Origin of the sequence: Sphingomonas sp. BLCC-B65, from assembly GCF_028550675.1 — a bacterium.
GTDB lineage: Bacteria > Actinomycetota > Actinomycetes > Actinomycetales > Microbacteriaceae > Microbacterium.
In genome coordinates this window covers 2138933-2161532 of sequence record NZ_JAQQGL010000001.1, presented here as the reverse complement: position 1 = coordinate 2161532, position 22600 = coordinate 2138933, and the positions used below count along the sequence as shown (strand labels likewise).

The 22600-nt window shown below is 70.2% G+C and carries 23 protein-coding genes; 11 read left to right on the top strand and 12 right to left on the bottom strand.

Translation table 11 applies throughout. From position 1 onward, the window contains the following. The first annotated feature begins 20 nt into the window (after positions 1-20). On the top strand, positions 21-596 hold the full coding sequence (locus tag PP359_RS10240) for an HhH-GPD-type base excision DNA repair protein (RefSeq protein WP_036318155.1): 576 nt from the start codon (positions 21-23) through the stop codon (positions 594-596). Positions 597-691: 95 nt separating this feature from the next. On the opposite strand, the gene PP359_RS10235 is transcribed toward PP359_RS10240, so the two are convergent. Both PP359_RS10235 and PP359_RS10230 read right to left on the bottom strand, forming a co-directional pair. Continuing rightward, a complete protein-coding gene (locus PP359_RS10235) occupies positions 692-1417 on the bottom strand; it encodes a GNAT family N-acetyltransferase (protein WP_499250503.1) in 726 nt (241 codons plus the stop codon). A gap of 179 nt (positions 1418-1596) precedes the next feature. Next, a complete protein-coding gene (locus PP359_RS10230; protein WP_036318153.1) occupies positions 1597-2985 on the bottom strand; it encodes a glycine--tRNA ligase in 1389 nt (462 codons plus the stop codon). Between the two features lie 125 nt (positions 2986-3110). Here PP359_RS10230 and PP359_RS10225 point away from each other — a divergent pair, with 125 nt between their 5' ends. Then, a complete protein-coding gene (locus tag PP359_RS10225; protein ID WP_499250502.1) occupies positions 3111-4070 on the top strand; it encodes a hypothetical protein in 960 nt (319 codons plus the stop codon). Between the two features lie 29 nt (positions 4071-4099). Then, positions 4100-4678, top strand: coding sequence for a hypothetical protein (locus PP359_RS10220; RefSeq protein ID WP_499250501.1), 579 nt, complete (start codon positions 4100-4102; stop codon positions 4676-4678). Between the two features lie 143 nt (positions 4679-4821). On the opposite strand, the gene PP359_RS10215 is transcribed toward PP359_RS10220, so the two are convergent. Beyond that, positions 4822-5505 (bottom strand): NUDIX hydrolase, encoded by a 684-nt coding sequence (locus tag PP359_RS10215; RefSeq protein WP_499250500.1) that lies wholly within the window; start codon positions 5503-5505, stop codon positions 4822-4824. An 89-nt stretch (positions 5506-5594) separates the two neighbouring features. Here PP359_RS10215 and PP359_RS10210 point away from each other — a divergent pair, with 89 nt between their 5' ends. After that, complete coding sequence (locus PP359_RS10210; protein WP_499250499.1) at positions 5595-6623, top strand: SPFH domain-containing protein; 1029 nt, start codon at positions 5595-5597, stop codon at positions 6621-6623. Between the two features lies 1 nt (position 6624). Continuing rightward, positions 6625-7512 carry an NAD(+)/NADH kinase gene (locus PP359_RS10205; protein WP_499250498.1) on the top strand — a complete coding sequence of 296 codons (888 nt, stop codon included), beginning with the start codon at positions 6625-6627 and terminating at the stop codon, positions 7510-7512. Positions 7513-7518: 6 nt separating this feature from the next. On the opposite strand, the gene PP359_RS10200 is transcribed toward PP359_RS10205, so the two are convergent. The 3 genes from PP359_RS10200 to PP359_RS10190 all read right to left on the bottom strand — a co-directional run bounded on the left by PP359_RS10200 (position 7519) and on the right by PP359_RS10190 (position 10273). Continuing rightward, on the bottom strand, positions 7519-8982 hold the full coding sequence (locus PP359_RS10200) for a sugar porter family MFS transporter (protein WP_499250497.1): 1464 nt from the start codon (positions 8980-8982) through the stop codon (positions 7519-7521). Between the two features lie 96 nt (positions 8983-9078). Further along, entirely contained in the window at positions 9079-9858 is a 780-nt protein-coding gene (locus PP359_RS10195; protein WP_499250496.1) for a bestrophin-like domain, read from the bottom strand. A 43-nt stretch (positions 9859-9901) separates the two neighbouring features. Next, positions 9902-10273, bottom strand: coding sequence for a DUF4870 domain-containing protein (locus PP359_RS10190; protein ID WP_499250495.1), 372 nt, complete (start codon positions 10271-10273; stop codon positions 9902-9904). A gap of 133 nt (positions 10274-10406) precedes the next feature. Between PP359_RS10190 and PP359_RS10185 the strand changes: the two genes are divergently transcribed. Continuing rightward, a complete protein-coding gene (locus tag PP359_RS10185) occupies positions 10407-11792 on the top strand; it encodes an SPFH domain-containing protein (protein ID WP_239640133.1) in 1386 nt (461 codons plus the stop codon). A 58-nt stretch (positions 11793-11850) separates the two neighbouring features. Here the strand turns inward: PP359_RS10185 and menC are convergent, their stop codons facing one another. The 5 genes from menC to PP359_RS10160 all read right to left on the bottom strand — a co-directional run bounded on the left by menC (position 11851) and on the right by PP359_RS10160 (position 15347). Then, positions 11851-12990 (bottom strand): o-succinylbenzoate synthase, encoded by a 1140-nt coding sequence (menC, locus tag PP359_RS10180; protein ID WP_499250494.1) that lies wholly within the window; start codon positions 12988-12990, stop codon positions 11851-11853. Between the two features lie 237 nt (positions 12991-13227). After that, positions 13228-13650, bottom strand: coding sequence for an organic hydroperoxide resistance protein (locus PP359_RS10175; protein WP_036321258.1), 423 nt, complete (start codon positions 13648-13650; stop codon positions 13228-13230). Positions 13651-13697: 47 nt separating this feature from the next. Next, positions 13698-14150: a MarR family winged helix-turn-helix transcriptional regulator gene (locus PP359_RS10170; protein WP_036321260.1), complete on the bottom strand. Its 453-nt coding sequence runs from the start codon at positions 14148-14150 to the stop codon at positions 13698-13700. 55 nt (positions 14151-14205) lie between these two features. Then, a complete protein-coding gene (locus tag PP359_RS10165; protein WP_499250493.1) occupies positions 14206-14601 on the bottom strand; it encodes a hypothetical protein in 396 nt (131 codons plus the stop codon). Continuing rightward, positions 14598-15347 (bottom strand): hypothetical protein, encoded by a 750-nt coding sequence (locus PP359_RS10160; RefSeq protein ID WP_499250492.1) that lies wholly within the window; start codon positions 15345-15347, stop codon positions 14598-14600. The genes PP359_RS10165 and PP359_RS10160 overlap by 4 nt, the downstream gene beginning before the upstream one ends. Positions 15348-15399: 52 nt before the next feature. Here PP359_RS10160 and PP359_RS10155 point away from each other — a divergent pair, with 52 nt between their 5' ends. The 5 genes from PP359_RS10155 to purU all read left to right on the top strand — a co-directional run bounded on the left by PP359_RS10155 (position 15400) and on the right by purU (position 21550). After that, on the top strand, positions 15400-16839 hold the full coding sequence (locus tag PP359_RS10155; protein ID WP_499250491.1) for an MFS transporter: 1440 nt from the start codon (positions 15400-15402) through the stop codon (positions 16837-16839). A 9-nt stretch (positions 16840-16848) separates the two neighbouring features. Next, the gene (locus PP359_RS10150; RefSeq protein ID WP_499250490.1) at positions 16849-18333 is read left to right on the top strand and encodes a peptide MFS transporter; all 1485 of its coding nucleotides are present in this window, start codon (positions 16849-16851) and stop codon (positions 18331-18333) included. A gap of 191 nt (positions 18334-18524) precedes the next feature. Next, positions 18525-19703, top strand: coding sequence for a cobalamin-independent methionine synthase II family protein (locus PP359_RS10145; protein ID WP_499250489.1), 1179 nt, complete (start codon positions 18525-18527; stop codon positions 19701-19703). 288 nt (positions 19704-19991) lie between these two features. After that, a complete protein-coding gene (locus PP359_RS10140; RefSeq protein ID WP_167487124.1) occupies positions 19992-20639 on the top strand; it encodes a GntR family transcriptional regulator in 648 nt (215 codons plus the stop codon). A gap of 29 nt (positions 20640-20668) precedes the next feature. Then, the gene (gene purU / locus PP359_RS10135) at positions 20669-21550 is read left to right on the top strand and encodes a formyltetrahydrofolate deformylase (RefSeq protein WP_499250488.1); all 882 of its coding nucleotides are present in this window, start codon (positions 20669-20671) and stop codon (positions 21548-21550) included. Positions 21551-21567: 17 nt separating this feature from the next. Here the strand turns inward: purU and PP359_RS10130 are convergent, their stop codons facing one another. Beyond that, positions 21568-22512, bottom strand: a complete 945-nt coding sequence (locus PP359_RS10130) for a serine hydrolase (RefSeq protein ID WP_499250487.1) — start codon at positions 22510-22512, stop codon at positions 21568-21570. Positions 22513-22600 lie beyond the last annotated feature (88 nt).

The window sequence follows — 22600 nt, the reverse complement described above, 5'->3', positions numbered from 1 at the left end:
GCGGGTGACACACTCGAGGGATGAGCCTGCACATCACCGACGACCCCGCCGCCGACACCCTGCTCACCGAGAACCCGCTGGCGCTGCTGATCGGCATGCTCCTCGACCAGCAGGTCGCCATGGAGACCGCGTTCAGCGGTCCGCTGAAGATCCAGGAGCGCATCGGCGCGGTGGATGCCGCGACCATCGCCGGCTACGATCCCGATGCCCTCGTCGCCGCCTTCCAGCAGTCGCCCGCGGTGCACCGCTACCCCGGGTCGATGGCCGGTCGCGTCCAGACCCTCTGCCGCACGCTCGAGCAGGAGTGGGGCGGCGATGCCGCGGCCCTGTGGACCGAAGGCGACCCGGACGGGCCGACCGTGTTGAAGCGCCTCAAGGCGCTGCCCGGCTTCGGCGAGCAGAAGGCCAAGATCTTCCTCGCGCTGCTCGGCAAGCAGTACGGCTTCACCGGCGCCGGCTGGCGCGAGGCCGCGGGCGCCTACGGCGAGGACGGCTCGTTCCGCTCCGTCGCCGACATCGTCTCGCCCGAGTCGCTCGCCAAGGTCCGCGAGTTCAAGAAGGCGGCGAAAGCCGCAGCGACGTCCGCGAAGGGCTGAGACCTTTCGACTCGTCGCGCCGCTCCTCGCTCAACGACGGGAGTTGCGCTCTCACCGGTCGTCGAACGAGCGCGGCGAGTCGAAACGTGACCGGCTCAGCCTTGCACGAACAGGTAACCGCGCTCGTCGTCGAAGCCACCGATGATGAGGCCGCGCCCGTAGTGGGACAGCATCTCCTCGCGCACGCGCAGACGCCACGCCGCCGCCTCGGCCGGATGTGTGCGGCGCAGGGCCTCGATGTCCTCGGGGATCTGGACGGTCGCGACGACGTCCGCGGCATCCGGGTCTCGCACGGGAGCCGACGCGAGGGCCCACGAGACCAGCAGCCGGTCGCTGTCGACACCCTGACCGTTCTGGTCGAGTTCGGCGCCGTCGTAGACCGAGCCGTACTGGTCGACGAGATACTCCACGAAACGCACGCCGATCGTCTTGGCGTTGAAGTGGGCGTTGCGGCGCACGAGCGGGTCGAACGTCCAGGTGACGGTGCCGATGTCGCGCGCGATGGCCCACTGACGCTGCTGCTGCTTGAGCAGGCGCCCGAAACCGCGGCGCTGGTACTCCGGCAGCACACCCGTCACGTGGGAGTGCATCGCATGCCGCTCCGGCGGCGAGAAGAAGGCAATGGACGCTCCGACGATGCGCTCACCGTCGTAGAGGCCGACCACGTAGTTGCCCGAGTACTGCAGCGCCCGCATGAGCGGCGCGGGCATGGGGTCTCGTCCGCCCCAGATCTCCACGATCACCCGATGGGCGGCGAAGATCTCGTCGAGCGTGTCGAGGTCGCGGATGCTGAGCGTGGACTCGGGTGCGCCGGATGCCATGCCTCCACGGTAGCCGGTCTCTCGCGCTGCGCCGCGTGCCCCTGACCGCGAGACACGCGCGGCGCACCGAAACACCGGTGCACAACGCGTGTCTCGGTGCGTGGACGGTGTCTCGCGGACCCGAGACGCGGCGCGGCGCGGCGGCGCGACGCGGCGCGGCGCGGCGCGGATGCCGAGGCTCAGGCGCCCCGCAGCCGCGAGCCGAGATAGCCGACGAGCTCGTCGAGCGCGATACGCTCCTGCGCCATCGTGTCGCGATCGCGCACGGTCACGGCGCGATCATCGAGCGAGTCGAAGTCGACGGTGACACAGAACGGCGTACCGATCTCGTCCTGGCGGCGGTAGCGGCGGCCGATGGCGCCGGCGTCGTCGAAGTCGACGTTCCACCCCTGTGCCCGCAGATCGTCGGCGACCTCGCGTGCCAGCGGCGACAGGCGCTCGTTGCGCGACAGTGGCAGCACGGCCACCTTGACGGGCGCCAGGCGCGGGTCCAGCGCCAGCACCGTACGGGTGTCGGTGCCGCCCTTGGCGTTGGGCACCTCCTCCTCGCGATAGGCGTCGACGAGGAAGGCCATCATCGCGCGGGTGAGGCCGAAGGACGGCTCGATGACGAAGGGCGTGTACTTCTCACCCGAGGCCTGGTCGAAGAAGGTGAGCGACTGGCCCGACGCGTCGGAGTGGCTCTTCAGGTCGTAGTCGGTGCGGTTGGCGACACCCATCAGCTCGCCCCACTCCTTGCCGGGAAAGCCGAAGCGGTACTCCACGTCGATCGTGCCGGCGGAGTAGTGCGCGCGATCCTCCTCGGGAACGTCGAACCGCTTCATGTTCGCCGGATCGACACCGAGGTCGACGAACCAGTTCCAGCACGCCTCCACCCAGTGCTCGAACCACTCCTGTGCCTCCGCGGGCGGCGTGAAGTACTCGATCTCCATCTGCTCGAACTCGCGGGTGCGGAAGATGAAGTTGCCGGGGGTGATCTCGTTGCGGAAGGCCTTGCCGACCTGGCCCACACCGAACGGGGGCTTGCGGCGCGAGGCGGTGAGCACGTTCGAGAAGTTCACGAAGATGCCCTGCGCGGTCTCGGGGCGCAGGAAGTACAGACCCGACTCGTCATCCACGACGCCCAGGTAGGTCTTCACCAGCCCGGAGAACGCCTTCGGCTCGGTGTACTGGCCCTTGGTGCCGCAATTGGGGCAGGGGATGTCGGCGAGGCCGTTCTCGGCCGGGCGGCCCTTGCGCGCCTCGAAGTCCTCGATGAGGTTGTCGGCGCGGAAGCGCTTGTGGCAGTGCAGACATTCGACGAGGGGATCGGTGAAGGTCGCGACGTGGCCGGAGGCCTCCCACACGCGCTTGGGCAGGATGATGCTCGAGTCCAGACCCACCATGTCGGCGCGTCCGCGCACGAACGTCTGCCACCACTGGCGACGGATGTTCTCCTTCAGCTCGGTGCCGAGGGGACCGTAGTCCCAGGCCGACCGCGATCCGCCGTAGATCTCCCCGGCCTGGAAGACGAAACCCCGGTGACGGGCGAGGGCGATGACTTTGTCGAGGCGGGACTGCTCGGCCACAGGTGGCTCCAAATGGTCGTGTCGCGAATGCGAAAAGGGTGTGGATGCCGACAGTTCCGGCATCCGTCGAGTCTAGTCTTCCGCTGCTGCGGCTTCCCGGACGGCCCGTGACTAACGTGGAACGGGTGAGCGCAGACCGCGAGATCCAGCACATCATCGTCCCCGGGCGTCACCACCTGCTGACGAGGTTCCAGGCGGCCTACCTCGGCGAACTGCTCGCCGGCCGCGGGCGCGACGAGAACGGTGAGCCGATCGCGGTCGCCGACGGCGCCGTCGTCGTCTGGGCGGTCACGAGCGCGAATCACTCCGCGACGCGGCGCAACCCGTTCCCGGGACATCGGCGCGAAGCGGCGATCGAGATCCTCGCGCACGTCGAGCGGATCCCGTCGATCGTCGTCCCGGTCATGGACGTCGCGCCCACGCCCCGCTTCGCCGAGATCACCCTCAAGGAGATCGGCTACGCGACGGCGCAGGGGGTCATCCCCGCGCCCGAGACCGCGATCATCGCCACCTCGACCCCCCAGGTCGCCGACATGTACCGCGCTCGGGGCTACCGCATCGCCCCGATGGAACGGGAGCATCCCGACACGCCGTGCACGCCCTGGCAGCTGCTCGACGAACTCATGGCCGGCTCGGACGGCTGGCGCGCCGACGCCCACCCGGCGAGCCTCGACATCGTCGACCGTTACGGCCTGGCGGCGCAGGCGCGCGAGATCGCGGCCGACCCCGTCATCGGCGACGAGGGCGGGCTCACCCCGACCCGCGACTACCGCACCTACAGCCGCGCGTTCGAGGATGCCGCGGAGCGCAAGTGGGCCCAGGCGCGCCCCTGGATCGTGCCCGGCCGCATCGTCGACCTGGGCTGCGCGACGGGGGCGATGCTCGAGCTGGCATCGCAGGAGCCGGCCCTGGCCGAGTCTGATCTCATCGGAGTGGAGATCGCACCGGAGCTGTTCGCGGCCTGCGAGCACAAGAAGTCCGAGGGCGCGTTCGCGAACCCGAACACCTTCTTCTACGGCGCAACATCCTGGCCGGGCGCCTGTTCCCGGATCGCAGCATCGCCACGACGCTCAGCTTCGCGCTGACGCACGAGATCTACTCCTACGGCGAGGGGATGCCGTCGCTGCGGGCCTTCGCGTCGGCGATCGCCGACCACACCGTGCCCGGTGGCGTGTGGATCAACTCCGATGTCTGCGGGCCGGCCGATCCCGATCGCATCGTGCGGCTGCGGATGCGGGGCGGCGACGTCACGACGCCCGCGCGCGAGCTGACGGGATCCAACGACGAGGTCGCGGCATCCCTCGACGCGCTGCCGGTGGGAAGCCGGGTCGCCCAGTTCGCGCAGGACTTCCGCGCGCTCAGCGGTGCCGCGTGGGAGTACGAGGTGCGCGACGAGCGGACGATCGAGCTGCGTCTGGCGGATGCCATGGAGTTCCTCGAGACCGTCTCGTACACCCGCAACTGGCTGTCGGAGATGCACGAGCGGTTCTGCGCGCTGTCGTGGGCCGACTGGCGCGAGCTGGTCGCATCGGTCGGGCTCGAGATCGACGAGCGCTCGGGGCCGTGGCGCAACGACTGGCTCGTGGAGAATCGGTTCGCGCCCGCGGCATCCCTTCTCGGGCTCGACAACGAGCCGCTGGACTGGCCCGACACGCACATGCTGCTCGTCGCGCGCCGCCCGCTCGACGGCTGAGGCGGGCCGGGCGGGCGGGTCGGGCGGGCCCGTCGTCCACGTCGTGGATTCGGATCAGGTCAACAGAATCGGATGCCGCGCGCGGCGGCATCCGCATCCGTTCACATCCTCCGAATCTGTTGACCGGCACGGCGGCCCGCCGCTCAGCGCTCCGGGCGGGTGAACGGCGGCTGCAGCTGGCCGACGGGGCCGCGACGGAACAGCTGGGCGGGACGCCCACCGTCGCGGGCCATGCCGCCGGCCGGCTCGACGAACCCGGCGGCGCCGGTGATCTTGCGGTGGAAGTTGCGCGGGTCGACGGGCACTCCCCAGACCGCTTCGTAGACCGCGCGCAGCTGCGCGATCGTGAACTCCGGCGGGCAGAAGGCCATCGCGAGCGCGGAGTACTCGAGCTTCGCGCGCGCCCGCTCGAGGGCATCGGCGAAGATCGCGACGTGGTCGAACGCCAGCGGCAGCGCACCACCCTCGACGTCCGCGACCGGCCACCAGCGGGCGGAACGGGCATCCGATCCCGCCGCCGGCTCGCCCAGATCGGGGGCGAGGGCCAACCAGGCGACGGTGACGACGCGTCCGCGCGGGTCGCGATCCGGCGCGCTGTACGTGCGCACCTGCTCGAGGTGCACGCCCGCGGTCACCCCCGTCTCCTCGGCGAGCTCGCGGTACGCGGCGCTCTCGGCATCCTCGTCGGCGAGGACGAAGCCTCCCGGTAACGCCCACATCCCCGCCGCCGGCTCGATGCCGCGCTCGACGAGGAGGACATGGAGAGCACGGTCGCGGATGGTCAGCACGACGAGGTCGGCCGCGACCGCGAAGGAGAAGGGGTCCACGCGCTCAGATTACCTCAAATCGTCATCTTGACGATAACTACGGGGAAGGGTTATCGTCAAAGTGACACTAACGAGAGAAAGAGGACATCATGGCCACCATCACCCGCCGCCCGTTCGTGCGCCACCTGAGCACGACGCCCACGATGCACGTCACCCACTTCCGTCGCGGCGGCATCCGCCACACCGGCGCAGGACAGGCGTTCTGGTTCCGCCCCCTGGATGCCGCGATCAGCGAGGTGCCGCTCGACGACCGCGAGCTGTCGGTCGTCGTGAGCCTGCGCACCGCCGACCTGCAGCAGCTGTCGGCGCCGGTGACGGCGACGTATCGCATCGTCGATCCCGACCTCGCCGCGCGCCGCATCGACTTCTCCATCGATCTGGTGACCGGCACGTGGACCGAGCAGCCGCTCGACGCGATCGCCGCACCCCTGCACGGCGCGACGACCGCCGCCGTCGTGCACCTGCTGCAGCCGCGCACCCTCGACAACGCCCTGCGCGCCGACCTCGCCGAGCTCGGCGCCGCGGCGACCGCCATGCTCGCCGCCGACACGCGCCTGACCGACCTGGGCATCGCCATCGTCGGGGTGCGGTTCTCGCTGCTGCGCGCCGAGCCCGACGTCGAGCGGGCCCTGCAGACCCCCGCCCGCGAGACGATCCAGCAGGATGCCGACAAGGCCACCTTCGCCCGCCGCGCCCTCGCGGTCGAGCGCGAGGCCGCGATCGGTGAGAACGAGCTGTCCAACCAGGTCGAGCTCGCGCGCCGGCAGGAGGAGCTCGTCCAAGCGCGGGGACGCAACTCCCGCATCGAGGCGGAGCAGGCGGCCGCCGCTGCCGCGATCGCCGTGGAAGCGGAGGCCGAGCGCATCCGCACGAACGCCCAGGCCCGGGCCGACGCCGACCGTGCGCTCGGTGAGGCGGCCGGCGCGGCCGAGCAGGCCCGAATGGCGGCACTGCGCGACGTGCCCGTCGAGGTACTGACCGCCCTGGCGATGCGCGAGCTGGCAGGCAACCTGCCCAGCATCGACCACCTGACCGTCACGCCCGACCTGCTCACCGACCTCGTGGGACGCCTCGGCGGCCGGGCCGTCGCGCAGACCGCGACACCGACGGGACGCTGAGATGACCGCCCCTCGAGCCGTCATCGTGCATCGGGCGAGCGAGCTCACCGAACTGCTCGCCCGGCACGGCACGCGCGGCCAGGTCGCCTTCTTCCTCGATCAGCGCGGCCAGAGCCTCGCCGCCGTCGAAGAGCGGCACGAGCGCACCCGCGCCGCCCTGGCCGACGTGTCCGCGGGGCTCCCGGTCGATTGGCGGCGAGCCACGGTCGAACGCAGCGACCTCGCCCGCTTCGTCTTCGAACCCGACGACGTCGTACTCGTCGTCGGACAGGACGGGCTCGTCGCCAACGCCGCGAAGTACCTCGGCATCCAACCCGTCATCGGCATCGACCCGTTGCCCGGCGTCAATGCCGGGGTGCTCGTTCCGCACACCCCCGCGGCGGGAGTCGCTCTCGCCGCCGCCGCGCAGGCGGGAACCGCACCGATCTGCGAACGCACGATGGTGCGGGTGCGCACCGACGACGGTCAGTCGCTCACGGCGCTGAACGAGGTGATGATCGGCCAGAGCGGCCACCAGTCGGCGCGCTACACGCTCGAGGTCGGCGGTCGCCGGGAGCGACAGTCCTCGTCGGGCGTGATCGTCGGCACCGGCACGGGAGCGACGGGATGGTGCTCCTCGATCGCACGTTTGCAGGCACCCGGGATGCCGCTGCCCACCGCCACCGAGAGCGCACTCGCCTGGTTCGTCCGGGAGCCGTGGCCGTCGCCGAGCACGGGCGCAGACCTGTTCGCGGGTCGACTCGACGGCGGGGAGGTGACCCTCCGCGTCGAGTCGGACGTGCTCGTCGCGTTCGGCGATGGGATGGAGGACGACCGCCTGTCGCTGTCCTGGGGTCAGCGGGTGAGCGTCGGTGTCGCCGACCGGACGCTGCGCACCGTCGCGGCGTGAACCGCCTCAGCGGGCCCGCGCGGACCGCTTGGGCTTGGGGACGAACAGCGTCTCGCTCTGCTCGAGCGCCATGCCCTTCGTCTCGGGGATCTTCCACAGCACGAAGACGAACGACAGCGCCGCGAACACGGCGTACATGCCGTACGTGAACGGAAGCGAGAAGGCCGCAAGCTGGGGGAAGGTCCACGACACGAGGAAGTTCGCGATCCACTGGGCACTCGCCGCGACACCGAGGGCCTTGCCGCGGATGCGGCTGGGGAAGATCTCGCCGAGCAGCACCCAGACGATGGGACCCCACGACGCTCCGAATCCGACGACGAACAGGTTGGCCGCCACCAGGGCGATCGGACCCCACGCCCCCGGGAGGGTCACCTCGCCGTCCACCGTCTGTGCGAACGCGAAGGCCAGGGCCATCGTGGCCAGCGACAGGGTCATCAGCAGCGAGCCGGTCATCAGAATCGGCTTGCGTCCGACCCGGTCGACGAGGAAGATCGCGACGAGCGTCACCAGCACGTTCGTCACGGACGTGAAGACGCTGATCAGCAGCGAGTTGCTCTCATCGAATCCGACGGCCCGCCACAGCGTCGTCGAGTAGTAGAAGATGACGTTGATGCCGACGAGCTGCTGGAAGGCCGACAGCAGGATGCCGATCCAGACGACGGACTGCAGACCCAGCGCCTTTCCACGCAGAGAGGCGCTTCGGTTCTTGCGGTCGTCTTCGATGCTGCTGATCAGCTCGTTCATCGTCTTGTCGAGGTCGGCGGCGGGAACGAGTCGCTCGAAGATCGCGCGCGCCTCGTCGTTGCGTCCCTTGGCGAGCAGGAATCGCGGAGACTCCGGCATCGTCAGCGCCAGGATGCCGTAGACGGCGGCCGGCGCGACGCCGATGAGGAACATCCACCGCCACGCTTCGAGGCCCCACCACAGCACGTTGTCGGCGCTGCCGGCGGCACCGGCGAGCACCGCGTTGCTGAGCAATGCGGTGAAGATGCCGATCGTGATCGCGAGCTGCTGCAGAGAGGCGAGACTGCCGCGCACCTGACGCGGTGCGACCTCGGCGATGTAGGCGGGAGCGACGACCGACGCGATGCCGATGCCGATGCCGCCCAGGACGCGCCAGACGATGAGGTCGGGAACGCTGAAGGTCAGCGCCGAGCCGATCGAGCTCGCGAGGAACATGGCGGAGCCGAGGAGCATGACGCGCAGCCGGCCCCAGCGATCGGAGAGGGCTCCGGCGATAATCGCCCCGAGCGCGCAGCCGAGCAGGGCGACGGCGACGACGAACCCGGTGAGCAGGGCGTCCTTCGTGTACGTGGACTCAATCGAGGAGACCGCGCCGTTGATGACCGAGGAGTCGAAGCCGAACAGGAACCCGCCCACCGCGGCGGCGACCGACAGTGCCGCAGCCCTTCGCCCATACGGGCTCTTCATCGAGAACGTGCCGGCGGGGAGCGAGTCGGTCGAGGTCACTCGGAAAACGATAGCCCCGCCGAGAGCGACAGGGGCCGCCCTCGCCGAATGTGCCCTGCGCGTGGTAGGGCGCATCCGCCTCCGGCGCGGGCAGCGCTACGGAACGCGCTGGAACAGGCCGTCCAACAGCGACTGGTAATAGGCCGGAGTGACCGAGATCGGTCCGGAATAGGGGCGGTCGAAGCCCGCGATGGCGTAGAGCAGCAGGGCGACGAACACGGCGATGAGCCCCGCCATGATGAGGTGGATGCGGAGGTTTCGCACCTGGATGAGTGACAGCAGGATCGCATTCAGCAGCGCCCCCACCCAGAGCACCGTCCACAGGATGCTCGGCAGCCCGAGATCCGTCACCTCGATCCGCTCGCGTCGCTGGCCGACGAAGGTCTCGAAGGACTGCAGTGTCTGCGCCTGTACGTTGATCTCCCGAGCGTCGGCGGGGACGAACCCGGTGATCGCCCGCTGGATCGCCGTGACGTCGGCGTCGCCGCTCACCGGCTCGATGAGCTGAGCCTGCTGCGGCCAGTCGACCTCGATGACGTTCCTCGTGTAGGTGACGAGCGCATCGCGGAGCTCGGCTCGTTGCGGATCGGGAAAGTCCTCCGCCGAGCGGTAGAGCACGGCGATGGAGGAGGACTCACTGAGCGCGACCTGGTCCACGTCGGCGTACGTGGAGTACGAGGCGGCGGCGATGAGGGCGAGCGTGACGCCGTAGAAGACCCCGTACGCACCGACGGCGTAGCTGAGCACCCGGTCCCACTCGGACTGATCATGCGCCATGCGCGCGACCCAGCGCCGCAGTGCCAGCAGGACGAGGCACGACAAGCCGACGAAGCCGACGCAGAAGACCGTTATCCCCAGCCACAGGGGCGCGTCCATCAGCGTGACGATCACGGTTCGGCGGGCAGTCGGCGGGAGCGAGTCAGCTGACGAACGAGATCGAAAGGGGGTAGGTGTACCACTCCCCCCTGTTCGCCTTCACGGCGGCGATGATCGAGAAGACGATGTTCACCACGTACACGGCGAGCAGGATGAGCAGCCCGATGCCGATGATGGAGAGCACCGTGCCGACGAGGGACGCGATCAGCATCGTGAGCTGGAAGTTCAGCGCGGCGGCCGTGTGCGCCCGCACGAACGGGCCGCGGTCCTTCAGCACGAGGTAGCCGATCAGCGACGGCAGGAAGTAGAAGATGCCGCCGATGTGGACCAGGGTCGCCCACAGTTTCTCATCCGAGGGGCTCATGGGCTGCGGGCCGGAGGGGACGGCGGGCTGCGGGTACGGCGGAGTGGTCATGCCACCAGCGTAGGGGGCGCGTGTCCGGCACACCGAGGGGGTTATCCCGAGATCCGCCGAATCCTCGGCATCCGTCCGTCGCATTCGATACGGTCGAAGGACATCGGCAATACACAGGAAGTGGGTTCGTAACGTGGAGATTCTTGCCGCTGGGGGCGCACTGGTGATCGTCGGCATCGCCGTCGTCGCCGCGATCGTCCTCCTGATTTTCCTGCTGATCATGGTGCGCGCGTGGTACAAGGTCGCCAAGGCCGACCAGGCGCTCGTGGTGGTCGGCAAGAGCCAGAAGAACGCCAGCGGCGAGTCGTCGCGCATCTCGGTGATCACCGGCGGGGGCGCCCTCGTCAACCCGCTCACGCAGCGCGCCGAGATGATCTCGCTGCGCGCCCGCCAGATCAAGATGGAGCCGACGGCACAGGCCTCCAACGGTGTGACGGTCAACGTCTCGGGCGTCGCACTGGTCAAGATCGGCTCCGACCCCGAGTTCGTCCGCCGCGCAGCGGAGCGCTTCCTCTCTCAGGACGGCGCGATCGAGCAGTTCACGACCGAGCAGCTCGAAGGCGCCCTGCGCGGCGTCGTGGCGACCCTGACGGTCGAGCAGCTGATGAAGGATCGGCAGAAGCTGTCCGACCAGATCGCCGAGGGCATCAAGAGCGACCTGCTCGCCCAGGGACTCATCCTCGACTCGTTCCAGATCCAGGGCGTCACCGACAAGAACGGCTACATCGACGCCCTCGGCGCGACCGAGGTCGAGCGCGTGCGCCGAGAGGCCGAGGTCGCCCGTATCAACGCCGCCCGCGAGGTTCGCGCCCGACAGATCGCGACCGACGAGGCGAACCTCGTCGAGCAGACCGCGTTCGACAAGAACTCCGCCGCCGCGGCGGCCGAAGTCGGTCGCGCCCGGGCCGAGGCCGAGCAGGCCGAAGCGCTCGCGCGTGCCGAGCGCGAGCAGGCCGTGCTGCTGCAGGGAGCCGAGAACAAGCAGGCCCAGCTGGATGCCGACATCAAGAAGGTCGCCGACGCCTCCCTCTACGAGCGCCAGCGCGCGGCGGACGCCGCCGCGTACGGCGAGGTCAAGGCCGCCGAGGCGCGCGCGCAGATCGCAGCGCAGGAGGCGGAGGCCACCCGGCTTCGCGCCCAGGCCGAGGCCGACGCGGTGCGGCTCGTGGGCGAGGCGCGGGCGGCGGCCATCGAGGCCGAGGCCGAAGCCCTCTCCAAGAACCAGGAGGCTCTGCTCGCGCAGCGCGCGCTCGAGGCGCTCGTGCCGATGATGACCGAGTTCGCGCGCGGCTTCGACAAGGTCGGCTCGATCACCGTGCTCGGCGGCGAGGGGGCGTCCAGTCACATGGCCGCCGAATCGGCCTCGAGCATGCGGGCAAGCTTCGACGCCATCCAGGCGGCCACCGGCATCGACCTGCGACAGGTCATTCAGGGCCAGGCGACCGGCCGCGGCATGGCCCAGGGACTGCGGGACGAGCAGTCGGTCGCCGCTGAGCCGCCGGTGACCACCGAGAGCTGACGCGTTTCGACTCCTCGCTGCGCTCGTCGCTCAACGACCGGGCAAGCCTCCCGCCCGGTCAGCGGCGTAGCTCGACCCGAGCGACGGTCGCGTCCTCGAGCGCCACGGGATCGATCTCGACGCCGATGCCCGGTCCCGTCGGCACGCGGACGTGCCCGCCGTCCAACACGATCGGGTCGCGCACGATGTCGCGTGAGTAGAAGCGGTCGGATGCCGAGACGTCGCCGGTCAGTGTGAAGCCCGGCAGCGCGGCCAGCGCCGCGTTGGCCGCGCGGCCGATGCCGGTCTCGAGCATGCCGCCGCACCACACGGGGATTCCCGCCTCGCGGCACAGATCGTGGATGCGGACCGCTTCGAGGTAGCCGCCGACGCGGCCCGCCTTGATGTTGATGATCGCGGCGGCCCGCAGAGCGAGCGCATCGCGCGCCGCCTTCGCAGACACGATCGACTCGTCGAGGCAGACGGGCGTGCGAAGCCGCGCGGCGAGCTGGGCATGGTCGACGATGTCGTCCTCCTGCAACGGCTGCTCGATCAGCAGGAGGTCGAAGCGGTCGAGCTCGGCGAGGGTGTCGGCGTCCGCGAGCGTGTAGGCCGAGTTCGCGTCCACCTGCAACGCAATCGGCCCGAACGCGTCGCGCACCGCCGCGGTGTCGGCGATGTCGCGACCGGGCTTGATCTTGATCTTGATGCGCACGTAACCCTCGTCGAGGTAGCCGCCGACGGCGTCGACGAGGGCCGACGGATCGCGTTGGATCCCGACCGAGACACCGCTGGGTATCCGATCGACCACCGCGCCGAGGTACTCCCCCAACGCGCGCGACTCGGCACGCAGGGCCGCATCGAGGACGGCGAGTTCGAGCCCCGCCTTGACCATGCGGTGCCCGACGAACGGCTCGAGCACGCCCGCCACCTCTTCGGGCGCGAGAGCGTGCGCCGCGGCATCCAGAAGCGCGGGCGCGAGGAAGCGCTGGGCGACGTCCCACGCGCCCTGCGTGTATTCGCTGGAGTAGAGGGGGGACTGCTGGGTGACGATCTCTCCCCACCCGTCGCCGTCGGCGGTGCGAACGCGCACCACGATGACCTCCCGCACGGTCTCGGTGCCGAAGGAGGTCGTGAACGGCGAGACGAGCGGCAGATGGAGCACGCGAAGCTCGATCGCGTCGAGGCGCACGGGTGCGGCGGGGCGGGCGAGCGGCATGCGCTCAGGCTACGCCGCGCGCCGCGCGCGCACCGGGCCGATGTGCGCCGCGTCGCTCCCCTCAGCGGTGCGCCCGCAGCGCCGCGAAGCGCGGGGCGACGTAGGTGCTGCGTCGCGGTGCCCGCGGCAGCAGGGCTTCGGTGATGGCGCTGATGAAAGTGCGCACGGCATCCGTCCTCTCGAGGTCTTCACTCAAGAGATGACGAATGCCGTGCGCTATGACGCGTGTTCGCGAAATCAGTCGTCAACGACGGTGACGCTGACCTCGATGTTGCCGCGGGTGGCGTTCGAATACGGGCACACCTGGTGGGCGGCGTCGGCGAGCTGCTGCGCGACGGCGAGGTCGATCTCGGGGATGTTGACCTCGAGCTCGACGGCGAGCTGGAAGCCGCCCTGGCCGTTCGGGCCGATGCCGACGCGCGAGCCGACGCTCGAGCCCTCGATGCTCACCTTCTGCGCGCGGGCCACGCTCTGCAGCGCGCTGTGGAAGCAGGCGGCGTACCCGGCGGCGAACAGCAGCTCGGGGTTCGGCGCCTCACCGGCGCCGCCCATCTCCTTGGGGACGCGCACGTCGAAGTCGAGGATGCCGTCGGTCGTGCGGACGTGTCCGTTGCGGCCGCCACCGGTCGCGAGGGCTTCAGCGGTGTAGAGGGTTTCCATGGGTGTTCCTTTCGTGGAGGTCAGAGGGTCGCGCCGGCGACCATCGGTCAGGCAGCAGTGCGCAGATCGGAGGCGACCGCGCGCATGTTGGCCGTGATGGCGGCGAGCTGTTCGAGCAGCTCACCGAGCCCGCGACCGCTGTCGACGAAGGCCGGCACGAGGCACCCCGCGGCCGCGACGACCTCGGCGTGCGTGTTTCGGCCGGCGGCCGTGAGCTCGACGCGAACGACCCGCTCGTCGTCGGCGTCACGGCGACGACTCACGAGACCGCGCTCCTCCAGCCGGCGCAGCAGCGGCGACAGGGTGCCGGAGTCGAGGCCCAGTTCCTCGCCGAGTCCGCTCACGGTGCGCCCGCCCGTCGCCAGGACGACCATCGCCAGGTACTGCGGATACGTCAGCTTCCACGGCTTGAGCACCTCGCGGTAGGCCTGCGTCGTGGCATGCGAGGCGGTGTACATCGCGAAGCAGACGAACTCGTCGAGCGTGGCGGGAGCGGGCATGAGAGAAGCATTGCACACAATTGAATTGTGCACAATGTTTCCCGCAAGGGCGGCGTCAGCGCGACAGGGTGAACCCGTCCGGGTCGCCCGACCGGGGCGGTCGCAGCTGCGGGGGCAACGGCCACGGCAGCACGATCGGCTCGTGCGGCCTGCTCATGTCGCCGTAGTCCTCGACCTTCACGATGATCCGCGCCGGCGTCACCTCGACGAGCCGGACGCGAACCGGCTGCTCCGCGCCGCGCTCGAGCATCCAGGGCTCGGCGAGGAAGGCGAGGCCGCGCCGTTCGAGCGCGTCCTCGGCATCCAGCCACTCGACGGATGCCGCGACCACCCGCCCCAGCACGTCGATCGCCGTCCACGCGGCTCCGTCGGGGCGGATCCACCCCAGCCGCTCTCCGTCGTCGCGCCGGTGCGGCGTCCAGTCGTCGGGAACGGCCCCGCCCCCGCTCACGACGTGGCCCCGGAGCGCACGAAGAGATAGCCGCGCTCGTCGAACCCGCCCACCGCGAAGCCGTCCTGGGTCAGCCCGAGGATGGCTTCACGCACGCGGTACCGCCAGTCCAGCGCCTCACCGGGCGCCTCGCGTCGCAGCCGTTCGATGTCGGTCGGCACCTCGACGGTGGTGACGATGTCCTGCTCGCGCGGCGGCGCGGACGGTGCGTCGAGGTCCCAGACGGCGAAGATGCGGTCCGTCTCGTCTCCGCGGTTGACCCCGTCATCCATCGCGCCGTAGTGGTCCACGTAGTACTCCCCCACCCGCGCGCCGAGTACGCGGAGGTTGAACGACGCGTTGCGGGCGACGAGGGGGTCGAAGGTCCACGTGATCCGGTGGACGCCGCGCGCCAGCGCCCACTCGCGCTGGTGGTGTTTCAGCAGCCGCCCGAGACCCTGGCCGCGCCGGTCGTCGACGATGCCGGTGATGTGCGAGTGCAGCGAGCGGTCGTCGGGCGCGGAGAAGAAGCCGACGGAGGCGCCGATCATGCGCTCTGGCTCGGCGCCGCGCGCGGGGTCCTCGGCATACAGCCCGACGGCGTAGTTGCCGACGTGCGCGAGTGCCCGCAGGAGGTTGGCGGGCATGCCCGTGCGGTCACCGCCCCACACCTCGCTGAGCACGGCGGATGCCGCCGTGACCTGCTCCATCGTGCGCAGCGGTCGGATGCGGATCCCGTCGGGGGTCCGGCTGTCGAGATCCACCATGCGGTCACCCTACGCCGGAGCCGCCGCGTCACCCGGGCGATAGCCTGAAACGATGCCCACTGACGACGATGCCCGACGACGATTGACCCGGATGCCGCCGCAAGGCGCCATCGTCGCCGTGCTGGCGCTGGCGGGGCTCGCCTCGTCGTTCATGTTCACGCTCGTCGTCCCGATTCAGACGCGTCTGCCGGATCTGCTGCACGCGAACCGCGACGACACGGCGTGGGTGGTCACCGCGACGCTGCTCGCGGCCGCCGTCATCACTCCCATCGCGGGGCGGCTGGGCGACATGTACGGCAAGCGGCGCATCGTCCTGGTGCTGCTGGCGACGCTCGTGATCGGCTCGGTGATCGCGGCGGTGTCGACCGGACTGATCGGGCTGATCGTCGGACGTGCGCTGCAGGGCGCGGTGACCGGCGTCATCCCCCTCGGCATCTCCATCCTGCGGGACGTGCTCCACGAAGACCGCGTCGATCCCGCCATCGCCCTCATCAGTGCGACGCTCGGCGTGGGCGGCGCGCTGGGACTGCCGATCAGCGCGCTCGTCACCGAGAACGCGGACTGGCACGCGCTGTTCTGGACGGCCGCGGCCCTCGGCGCCGTGGTGTTCGTGCTCGTCCTTCTCGTCGTTCCGGTCAGCGTTCTTCGTACCGCGGGCCGCTTCGACTATGCGGGCGCGCTCGGGCTGGCGTTGGGGCTTCTCGGCATCCTGCTGGCGATCTCGCGCGGTGACGCCTGGGGATGGGGGTCGGCGGCGACGCTCGGCTGCGGTCTCGGCGGGCTGGCGGTGCTGCTGGTGTGGGGCTGGTACGAGCTGCGCATCGCCGAGCCTCTGCTGGATCTCCGGGTCGCCGCGCGCCGCCCCGTGCTGCTCACCAACATCGCGTCGGTCGCGATGGGCTTCTCCCTCTTCTCATCCAACGTCTCCTACCCGCAGCTGCTGGAGCTTCCGGCGCCGACCGGCTTCGGGCTCACGCTGCTGGCGGCCAGCCTGGTGATCATGCCCTCCGGACTGGTGATGATGGTGCTCTCGCCATTCTCGGGGCGCCTTGCGAGCACCGTCGGTCCGCGGCGCCTGCTGATCCTCGGTGCGATCGCCCTGATCGCCGCCTACGGCTTCAGCCTCCTGTTCGCCTCCGCCGTCTGGCACATCCTCATCGCGAACCTCCTCATCGGTGTCGGGATCGGGTTCGGCTACGCGGCCATGCCCATGCTGATCATGCGCTCGGTCCCGCAGAGCGAGACCGGCGCCTCCAACGGCCTGAACGCCCTCTTCCGCTCGCTCGGAACGAGTTCGGCCGCTGCGGTCGTCGGCGCCGTGCTCGCGAGCATGTCGAGCGTGCAGGACGGACGCGCCCTCCCCACGGCATCGGCCTTCCAGGTGTCGTTCTGGCTGGGGCTGCTCGCTGCGGTGGTCGCCCTCACGGTCGCCGCCTTCATCCCGCTGCGCCCCGCCGACGAGCACCACCCCGCGCTGCCGCCGGACCACTAACCTCGCACCATGACCGTCGTCCCGCCCGCCAGCCCCGCACCCGCGGCTCCCTCCGGAGACCGCGACGCCCGCTTCTTCGGCCAGCCGTGGGCCCTCGCGCACGTGTTCGGGGTGGAGATGTGGGAGCGGTTCAGCTTCTACGGCATGCAGGGCATCCTGCTGATCTATCTGTACTACTCCGTGAGCGACGGTGGACTCGGCGTCGAGGAGGGGGTGGCCGCCGGCATCGTCGGCGCGTATGGCGGCGCCGTGTACCTCTCCACGATCCTCGGCGCCTGGATCGCCGACCGGCTCCTCGGCGCGGAGCGCGTGCTGTTCGGCAGCGCGATCGTCATCATGGCGGGGCACATCGCGCTGGCGGTGCTGCCCGGATTCGTCGGCGTCGGCGTCGGGCTCGTGCTCGTCGCGATCGGCTCGGGAGGGCTCAAGGCCACCGCCACCAGCGTCGTCGGCACGCTCTACGGCCCCGACGACACGCGGCGCGACGGCGGCTTCTCGCTGTTCTACCTCGGCATCAACCTCGGCGCCTTCGCCGGACCCCTGCTGACCGGTGTGCTGCAGTCGACGCTGGGCTTCCACTGGGGCTTCGGGCTGGCCGCCGTCGGCATGGCGCTGGGCCTCGTGCAGTACTCGTTCGGCCGCCGGCAGCTGCCGGCCGCGGCGCGCGCAGTGCCCAACCCCCTGCCGCGCGAGCGCTACCCGCTCATGGCGGGGATCGCTGCGGCAGGCGTCGTGCTGATCGTCGTGCTGGTGCTCGTCGGCGTCATCCGCGCCGACAACCTGGCTCTCATCGTCATCGTGGTCGTGATCGCGGCGGCGCTCGCCTACTTCGCGGTCATCCTGTCGAGTCGTCGGGTGGATGCCGAGGAGCGCAGCCGCGTCTGGGGCTTCGTGCCACTGTTTCTGACGTCGGTGGCGTTCTGGTCGCTCTACCAGCAGCAGTTCACGGTGCTGACGGTCTACTCCGACAAGCGACTGAACCGCGACCTGTTCGGCTGGGAGATGCCGGTGTCGTGGGTCAACTCCATCAACCCGATCTTCATCATCGTGCTCTCGGGCGTGTTCGCCGCGGTGTGGACGAAGCTCGGCGCGCGCCAGCCCGCGACTCCGGTCAAGTTCGGTGTCGCCGCGATCGTCATGGGGGCGGCGTTCCTGCTGTTCCTGCCGTTCGCCGGCGGCGGCGAGAACTCCACCCCGCTGTGGGCGATCATCGGCATCCTCTTCGTGCTCACCGTCGCCGAGCTGCTGCTGTCGCCGGTGGGACTGTCGGTGACCACGAAGCTCGCGCCGGAAGCCTTCCACACCCAGATGGTGGCGCTGTTCTTCCTGTCGGTCGCCCTCGGCACCGCGATCGCCGGTCAGCTCGCGACGCTCTACGACCCCGAGAACGAAGTGCCCTACTTCTGCGTGCTGGGCCTCATCGCGATCGGTGTCGGCGTGCTCCTGCTGCTGTTCGTGCGCCCCGTGCTGACGCTCATGCGCGGCGTGCGCTGACGGCGGCATCCCCGCCCATCCGCGCCGCGTCACCCGATGTCACACGCGTGCGCAGCAGACGGTTGTCGCTCTATCCTGACGACGGCTCGAAAACCGGAAGCCTCCGCCTTGAGCAGCCCGCGACCGTCGCCGCTGCAAGAGCCTTCTGACACTCGCCCGCATCGCGGGCCATCGTCTTCAGGAGGAGAACCATGTCCGTCGCCACCACCACCTCCGGCAGCCTCCCGCGCACGGCCGCGCTGATCGAGGCGAACGCCGCGCGAACCCTCGACGACGACGGCTTCACGCTGCAGTCGACGCCCGCCTTCGAGGCGCTCACCGCGCGGGCGGTCGCCGACGTGGTGGAGCGCCAGCGGGCCGCGGGGATCACTCTCGTCGGCGACGGCGAGTTCGGGAAGGCGATGTCCAACGCCGTCGACTACGGCGCCTGGTGGTCGTACTCCTTCCAGCGGGTGAGCGGTCTCTCGCTCACTGAGATCAACGCCTTCAACGAGCCCCCGGTGCGCTCCGCGCCGGGCGAGATCCGCCTCACCAGCTTCCTCGACCGCCGTGACCGTCAGCGGTTCCCCGCCGTCTATGCGGAGGCGGTCGAAGCGGGTCGCACCGCGACGGCGTTCCCCACGACGACCGGACCGCTCGCGTACCGAGGTCAGGATGCCGTGGCCGCCGACATCCGCCATCTCACCGCGGCACTGCGGGAGGGCGAGCAGGGTTTTCTCACCGCCATCGCGCCCGGCTCTGCGGCGCGCGTGCGCAACGACTACTACGCCACAGACGAGGAGCACATCTTCGCGTGGGCCGACGCGCTCCGCGAGGAGTACCGGGCGATCGTCGACGCCGGGCTCGTCCTGCAGCTGGATGATCCCTCGCTCGCCGAGAACTTCGACCAGATCAGCCCCGAACCCTCGATCGCCGACTATCAGGCGTTCACGAAGATCCGCATCGAGGCGATCAATCACGCCATCGCCGGGCTGCCCAAGGAGCAGGTGCGTCTGCACCTGTGCTGGGGATCGTGGCACGGTCCCCACACGACGGACATCGAGCTGCGGCACATCCTGCCGGTCGTGCTGCAGGCGAACGTCGGGGCGATCTCGTTCGAGGCGGGCAACGTCCGCCACGAGCACGAGTTCGGTGCGTGGGCCGACGCCGACGTCCCCGACGACCTGGTGCTCGCACCGGGTGTGGTCAGCCACGCGACGAACGTCGTGGAGCACCCCGAGCTGGTCGCGCAGCGCATCCGTCGCTTCACCGACATCGTCGGCGACGACCGCGTCATCGCATCCACGGACTGCGGACTCGGCGGGCGCATCCACCCCGACCTGGCGTGGGCGAAGCTCGCGACGCTCGGCGACGGCGCCCGCCGCGCCTGACGCTCGCCGCGCACCGTCCACGCGTTTCATGCCGGAATATCGGTTCGGGTGCCGATGGCGCGGAGAGAATCGGTTCGGAGGCAGGTTGGGCCGACGGCACCCGTCGACCGGCCCGGCGGACACGGCGCATCCGGGGGGATGAGCGCCTGCCCGCACACCTGGGGTGCGTTCCGCTTGGGCGGCCGGGTACTCGCCCGGCCGCCCAAGGCCGCCCTCCACAGGGCATGCGGCGGGCGCACCGCGCGCGATACCGTGTGCCTACAATGCACTCCTTGCGAGGGGGAGCACATGGAACATGCACGGGGGCGCGGCATCGTCTCGGGGCGCCGGTTGTTGGCGGACCACGTCTTCCGCGGGATCGCCGACGAGATCCTCGCCGGGCGGATGCCGGACGGACACATCCTCCGCGATCACGAGGTCGCGCGGCGGCTCAATGTGTCCCGCACCCCCGTGCGCGAAGCGCTGATGCGGCTGGAGCGGATCGGCCTCGTCGAGATCGAACCCAGCCGCTTCACCCGTGTCACGGCGGTGACCGACGAGGTCGTCGATCAGCATCGCGAGCTCGCCGGCTACGCCGCGGGAACCTCCGCGCACATGGCGGTGCGGCGCATGACGGATGACGAGCTCGCCCGTGCCGTCGGCCTCGCGGAGGCCGTCGCCGATGCTCTGGGCGACCCGGCGGCAGCATCGGCCGCGCGCCACGCGCTCTTCTCGTACCTGTCCGCCCACTCGGGAAACCCCGCGCACCACGCCCTCATGGCCGACACCGAGATCGCGCTCACCCGCGCCCTGAGCCGCGCGCCGCTGCGAGACATCAGCATCGAAGATCAGCGCGCAGAATACAACGCGATCGCGGGGGCGCTGCGCGCCCGCGATCCCGATCGACTGGAGCGGCTCATCCGGACGCAGCACGGCATCTCCGAGGGCCGAACGTGACGGGGGCGCCGATCCGGCAGAATCGATCCATGGCTCCCGTGCACGATCCCCACCTTCCCGCCGACCACGCCTGCCTCATCGTGCACGGCAGCGACAAGCCCGGCATCGTCGCAGCCGTGTCGGCGATGATCACCCGCATCGGCGGCAACATCGTCGCGTTCGACCAGTTCTCCGACGATCATCGCGGCGGCGCGTACTTCCAGCGGGTCGTCTTCCATCGCCCCGACTTCGCTCTCGAGCGTCCCGCGATCGAGGCGGACATCGCTCAGACCCTGGCCGACTTCGAGCTGGAATGGTCGCTGACCGATCAGTCGGTGCCCAAGCGCATGGCGATCCTCGCGTCGAAGCAGGACCATTGCCTCCTCGACCTGCTGTGGCGCCACCGACGCGGCGACCTGCCGGTCACCATCCCGATGGTCATCTCGAACCACACCACGACGGCCGAAGACGTCCGCAGCTTCGGCGTGCCGTTCTTCCACGTGCCCTCGGTCGCGGGTCCCGACAAATCGGCGTCGGAGGAAGAGATCCTGAAGCTGCTCGTCGGCAACGTCGACTTCGTCGTGCTGGCGCGCTACATGCAGATCCTCTCGCCCGAGTTCCTCGAACGCCTCGGCGTGCCCGTGATCAACATCCACCACTCGTTCCTGCCCGCCTTCGTCGGCGCCGAGCCCTACAAGAAGGCCAAGGAGCGCGGCGTGAAGCTCATCGGCGCGACCTCGCACTACGTGACGGGCGACCTCGACGAGGGTCCCATCATCGAGCAGGACACCGTGCGGGTCACCCATGCCGAGTCATCCGCCGAGCTCGCCCGGCGCGGCGCCGACGTCGAGCGTCAAGTTCTCTCCCGCGCGGTGCTGTGGCACGCGCAGGATCGCGTCATCCGTCACGGCAACCACACGATCGTCTTCTGACGTCTGCCGAGCGGACGTCAGTAGACGTACTCCATGAGGTCCAGCCCGAGGGCGCGGAAGGCCTCGTGCGCGCGCAGTCGATGCGCGACCGACAGGTCGTCGAAGCACACGATGAGGGCGTAGGCGGCACCGGCGCGCGGGCCCGCGATCACTCCGGCCTCGGCGCGGATGCCGTCGCCGCGACCGGTCTTGTTGACGAAGAGCAGGCCGTGGCGGTCGTCGTCGTGCGCGAAGGGGTCCAGCGCGGTGCTCGCCGCGACCAGCGCCAGATCCTGGTTGAGGCTGAGCCACTCCGACACCTGAGCGCTCACCGCCGGGGAGACGACCTGAGCGTTGACGAGCCCCGCGAACAGCGTGACCAGCTCCCCCGTCGACGCGAGACCGACGTGCGGTGCGTCGTCGGGCCCGCGCTCGTCTCGGAAACCGTCGATGAGCGCGGTCTTCACGAGACCGATCTGCTCGACCCGCGCGCGGACGGCCTCCAGCCCCACGCGCTCCAGCAGCGCATTGGCGGCGGCGGCGTCGGATGCCGCCGCGGCGAGCACGGCCAGATCGCGCACCGGAAGCGCGGGAGCCGCCAACCGATGCCAGAGGCCGCCGACGGTGACCGGCGCCACCGAGCTGCGTTCGATGATCTGCAGGGGATCGAGGGTGCCCGCGTCGATCTGCGCCGCGACCTCGATCAGCAGCGGAACGACGCCGATGCCGGCGACGGGCAGCACGAGGTGGGCGTCACCCGCGAGCACCGTCTCGCCCGAGTCCAGATCCGTGACGCACACCGACACCTGCGCCCCTGCCGCGGCGACGGCGTCCAGTGCGGCGAGCGCGGTGGCGAACGAACGCGAACGGCCGGACGAGCGTCGCGGCGAGCGTCGGGTCGACGCCCGCTCGCCACGCGCCTCGCCGCGCTGCGCGCGCACCTCACCTCGACGTGTCGACGATGCCCGACCTGCACTGTCCACGCGAGATGCTCCGTCCTCGATGTTCTCGCCGGCGCCGGCGTCGTGACCCTGGCGCCGGGCCGACGACCGCCGGCCCGGCGACGCCGTG

What these genes read in the sequence shown, in the direction of transcription:
- PP359_RS10140 (WP_167487124.1), top strand. Translation starts at nt 19,992, where the DNA reads ATGGAACATGCACGGGGGCGCGGCATCGTCTCGGGGCGCCGGTTGTTG.
- PP359_RS10195 (WP_499250496.1), bottom strand. Translation starts at nt 9,858, where the DNA reads ATGGACGCGCCCCTGTGGCTGGGGATAACGGTCTTCTGCGTCGGCTTC.
- PP359_RS10210 (WP_499250499.1), top strand. Translation starts at nt 5,595, where the DNA reads ATGGCCACCATCACCCGCCGCCCGTTCGTGCGCCACCTGAGCACGACG.
- PP359_RS10190 (WP_499250495.1), bottom strand. Translation starts at nt 10,273, where the DNA reads ATGACCACTCCGCCGTACCCGCAGCCCGCCGTCCCCTCCGGCCCGCAG.
- PP359_RS10145 (WP_499250489.1), top strand. Translation starts at nt 18,525, where the DNA reads ATGTCCGTCGCCACCACCACCTCCGGCAGCCTCCCGCGCACGGCCGCG.
- PP359_RS10240 (WP_036318155.1), top strand. Translation starts at nt 21, where the DNA reads ATGAGCCTGCACATCACCGACGACCCCGCCGCCGACACCCTGCTCACC.
- PP359_RS10175 (WP_036321258.1), bottom strand. Translation starts at nt 13,650, where the DNA reads ATGGAAACCCTCTACACCGCTGAAGCCCTCGCGACCGGTGGCGGCCGC.
- PP359_RS10170 (WP_036321260.1), bottom strand. Translation starts at nt 14,150, where the DNA reads ATGCCCGCTCCCGCCACGCTCGACGAGTTCGTCTGCTTCGCGATGTAC.
- PP359_RS10155 (WP_499250491.1), top strand. Translation starts at nt 15,400, where the DNA reads ATGCCCACTGACGACGATGCCCGACGACGATTGACCCGGATGCCGCCG.
- menC (WP_499250494.1), bottom strand. Translation starts at nt 12,990, where the DNA reads ATGCCGCTCGCCCGCCCCGCCGCACCCGTGCGCCTCGACGCGATCGAG.
- PP359_RS10235 (WP_499250503.1), bottom strand. Translation starts at nt 1,417, where the DNA reads ATGGCATCCGGCGCACCCGAGTCCACGCTCAGCATCCGCGACCTCGAC.
- purU (WP_499250488.1), top strand. Translation starts at nt 20,669, where the DNA reads ATGGCTCCCGTGCACGATCCCCACCTTCCCGCCGACCACGCCTGCCTC.
- PP359_RS10150 (WP_499250490.1), top strand. Translation starts at nt 16,849, where the DNA reads ATGACCGTCGTCCCGCCCGCCAGCCCCGCACCCGCGGCTCCCTCCGGA.
- PP359_RS10160 (WP_499250492.1), bottom strand. Translation starts at nt 15,347, where the DNA reads ATGGTGGATCTCGACAGCCGGACCCCCGACGGGATCCGCATCCGACCG.
- PP359_RS10220 (WP_499250501.1), top strand. Translation starts at nt 4,100, where the DNA reads ATGCCGTCGCTGCGGGCCTTCGCGTCGGCGATCGCCGACCACACCGTG.
- PP359_RS10205 (WP_499250498.1), top strand. Translation starts at nt 6,625, where the DNA reads ATGACCGCCCCTCGAGCCGTCATCGTGCATCGGGCGAGCGAGCTCACC.